Raw genomic sequence first — 3,079 nt, 5'->3', positions numbered from 1 at the left:
ACCGATCTCCGCCGCTGGCCGACCAGTTGGCCGGCCGCCTGCTCGACGGCGAGCCGTGCGAGGGCGAGGCCATGCCTTCGGTGCGCGCGCTGGCCAGCAGCTACCTGCTCAACCCCCTCACCGTCGGTCGGGCCCTGCAGGCCCTGAGCGACGACGGGCTGCTGGAGAATCGCCGCGGCCTGGGTCTGTACGTGCGGACCGGGGCGCGTGAACACCTGCGCATGCTGGAGCGGCAGCGCTTTCTCGAACAGGAATGGCCCCAGCTGCGGCTGCGGCTGCGCCGGCTGGGCCTGCGTCCGGAAGAACTTGATTGGGAGGCATGATGAGTGGCGAACCCCTGATCCGGGCCCGTGGCCTGGGCCTGCAGTACGGCAAGAAGCGCGTGCTCGACGGGCTGGATTTCGAGATTCCCGCCGGCCGCGTCGTCGGCCTGCTGGGCCACAACGGCGCTGGCAAAACCAGCCTGATGCGGGCCCTGGTCGGCCTGAGCGCTCACGAGGGTGAGCTCAGCGTGCTGGGCCTGTCGCCCCAGCGCCAGCGCGCCGCGCTGCTGCAGTCGCTGTGCTACATCCCCGACGTGGCCATCCTGCCGCGCTGGGCCCGCGCCTCCGAGCTCATCACACTGATGACCGGCCTGCACCCGCGCTTCTCGGCCGAGCGGGCCCGCCAACTGCTCAAGCGCACCAGCGTCGGCCTGAACGACAAGGTCAAGACGCTCTCGCGCGGCATGGTGGTGCAGCTGCACCTGGCCCTGGTGGCCGCCATCGATGCGCGGCTGATGGTGCTGGACGAGCCGACGCTGGGCCTGGATGTGCTCTCGCGCAAGGCTTTCTACGAGATGCTGATCGACGAGTGGTGCGACGGCGAGCGCAGCGTGCTCATTTCCACCCACCAGGTGGAGGAGGTGGAGTCGCTGCTGTCGGACGTGCTGATGCTCAGCGAGGGCAAGCTGGTGCTCAACATTCCGCTGGCCGAGGTGGACGAGCGCTTCGTGGCACTGAGCCACGACCCCGCGGCGGCCGACGCGGTGGCCGCCGCCCATCCCATCCTGCGCTACCGCCAGCAAGGACAGGCTGCCGCGCTGTTCGACGGCGCGCCACCGCCGGAGGTGCAGGCCCTGGGCCAGCGCATGCGGCCCAGCCTGGTGGACCTCTTCGTCGCGCTCACTCGCTCGCCCGAGCTCAACCCCAGCACCCTGCGCTGAACCGGAGGACAGACCATGCAGACTTTTCAGACCCTGCTGCTGCGCGAGTGGATGCAGCACGGCCGCCGCTGGTGGCTGATCGCCCTGATCCCGCTGGCCATCAGCCTGCTGGCCCTGCAGTTCGGCCAGGTGCAAGTGGGCGAGGACGACCACGCGGTGGCCACCCTGCTGCTGACGTCCTGCGTCTATGCGGCGGTGATGGCCTGTGTGGGCTGGTTGGTGGCGTACATCCAGTCCGGCGGCATGGCCCGGCGCGACTGGCAGGACCGCAGCATTGAGTTCTGGCGCTCGCTGCCCGTGCCGGACAGCGCCGCCGTGGGCGCCACGGTGGTGATGCAGCTGGTGCTGCTGCCCCTGCTGGTGATGGCCCTGGCCGTGCCCAGCGGCCTGATGGTGGGGCTGATGGTGGTGGCCCGCGGCTTCGGCTGGAGCGCCCTGGCCGGGGTGCCCTGGCACGAGGTGGCCGCCGTGGTCGGCGCCGGGCGCGCTGCGCCTGCTGCTGGGTTCGCTGCTCATCAGCTTTTGGGCGGCCCCGGTGGCCCTGCTGACCATGGCCGCGGCGGCCTGGCTCAAGCGCTGGGGCGTGCCGGTGCTGTGGATCCTCTGGGGGCTGGGCGGCATCATCCTGGCCAAGGTCTACGGCCTGCCCCAGGTCCTGGACACGGTGCAGGTCTTTGGCGAGCGCATGGGCAGCGCCCTGCTGCCGCTGCGGGATCGGTCCGATGTGCTGTCGACCCTGACCCAGCCCCGGCCGGACCTGTCGGCCCTGCCGGCGCTGCTGGGCCAGGACGCCTTGCAGCGCCTGCAGGAGTTGGCCAGCGGCTGGGCTGCGGTGGCGGTGCTGCTCTCGGCCCTGGGCTTCGCGCTGCTGGTCTGGCGCCGCCGACGCGGCTGACACCCTCGCCAGGCGGGGCGCGCAGGCGACAATCGCGGCCATGAAAGTGATCCGCCTGCGCGAAGGAAAAGAACGTTCACTGCTGCGCCGCCACCCCTGGGTGTTTGCCGGCAGCGTGGAAAAGGGCAAGGCCGACCTGGGCGAGACGGTGCGGGTGGAAAGCCACGACGGCCGTTTCCTGGCCTGGGCGTCCTTCAGCCCCAGCTCGCAGATCCGGGTGCGGGCCTGGAGCTTCGACGAGGCCGAGCGCATCGATGCCGGCTTCTTCCAGCGCCGCATCGCCGCCGCCGTGGCCATGCGCCAGCGCCTGGCCATCCAGAGCAATGGCGTGCGGCTGGTGCACGGCGAGGCCGACGGCCTGCCCGGCCTGATCGTGGACCGCTACGAGGACATCCTCTCGGTGCAGTTTCTCTCGGCCGGCACCGAGCGCTGGAAGGACGTGATCGCCGACGCCCTGCTGGCCGAAACCGCTGCCTTGGGCTGCACCCGCCTGTACGAGCGCAGCGATTCCGGTGTGCGCCAGATGGAGGGGCTGGAGCCCGCCAAGGGCTGGCTGCGCGGCGGCGGGGACACCACCATCACCCTGCGCGAGCACAGCATCCAGCTGACCGTGGACGTGGAAGAGGGCCACAAGACCGGCTACTACCTGGACCAGCGCGAGAACCGTGCGCTGTTCGCCAAACTCGTGGCCCAGTTCGGGATCAGGAGCGTGCTGAACTGCTACAGCTACACCGGCGGCTTCAGCGTCTCGGCCCTGGCCGGTGGCGCCACCGAGGTGGTGAGCGTCGATTCCTCCGGCCCGGCGCTGGCCCGCGCCAACGCCCATGTGCTGCTCAACGGCTTCGACCCGGCGCACCACACCGCGCTGGACGCCGATGTGAACGGCACCCTGCGCCAGATGCTCAAGGACGGCCGCCAGTTCGACGCCATCGTGCTGGACCCGCCCAAGTTCGCCCCCAGCGCCGCCCATGCCGACCGCG

The 3,079-nt window shown here is 70.8% G+C and carries 5 protein-coding genes; 4 read left to right on the top strand and 1 reads right to left on the bottom strand.

Features of this window, described 5'->3' with window-relative positions; all coding sequences use genetic code 11:
- Both I73_RS05745 and I73_RS05740 read left to right on the top strand, forming a co-directional pair.
- Positions 1 to 323, top strand: a 323-nt coding sequence (locus tag I73_RS05745) for a GntR family transcriptional regulator (protein WP_022979740.1), incomplete at its 5' end; no start/stop codon positions are given.
- Positions 323 to 1,204, top strand: a complete 882-nt coding sequence (locus tag I73_RS05740; protein ID WP_026096357.1) for an ABC transporter ATP-binding protein — start codon at positions 323 to 325, stop codon at positions 1,202 to 1,204. The genes I73_RS05745 and I73_RS05740, both read left to right, overlap by 1 nt.
- A 185-nt stretch (positions 1,205 to 1,389) precedes the next feature.
- Here I73_RS05740 and I73_RS33090 read toward each other — a convergent pair whose 3' ends face one another.
- A complete protein-coding gene (locus tag I73_RS33090) occupies positions 1,390 to 1,530 on the bottom strand; it encodes a hypothetical protein (RefSeq protein ID WP_022979738.1) in 141 nt (46 codons plus the stop codon).
- 209 nt (positions 1,531 to 1,739) lie between these two features.
- Here I73_RS33090 and I73_RS05730 point away from each other — a divergent pair, with 209 nt between their 5' ends.
- Together I73_RS05730 and I73_RS05725 are read left to right on the top strand one after the other, a co-directional pair.
- Positions 1,740 to 2,099 (top strand): hypothetical protein, encoded by a 360-nt coding sequence (locus I73_RS05730; protein ID WP_022979737.1) that lies wholly within the window; start codon positions 1,740 to 1,742, stop codon positions 2,097 to 2,099.
- Positions 2,100 to 2,139: 40 nt separating this feature from the next.
- The coding region (locus I73_RS05725; protein WP_022979736.1) for a class I SAM-dependent rRNA methyltransferase at positions 2,140 to 3,079 on the top strand (940 nt) is incomplete at its 3' end.

It is taken from the genome of Ideonella sp. B508-1 (genome assembly GCF_000333615.1).
Classification (GTDB): Bacteria; Pseudomonadota; Gammaproteobacteria; order Burkholderiales; family Burkholderiaceae_C; genus Ideonella.
Note: the sequence above shows the minus strand (reverse complement) of the source record. Positions and strands in the feature narration are given on the sequence as shown.

Excerpts from the sequence above, each read along its gene's own strand:
- I73_RS05740 (WP_026096357.1), top strand. The coding sequence starts at position 323 with ATGAGTGGCGAACCCCTGATCCGGGCCCGTGGCCTGGGCCTGCAGTAC.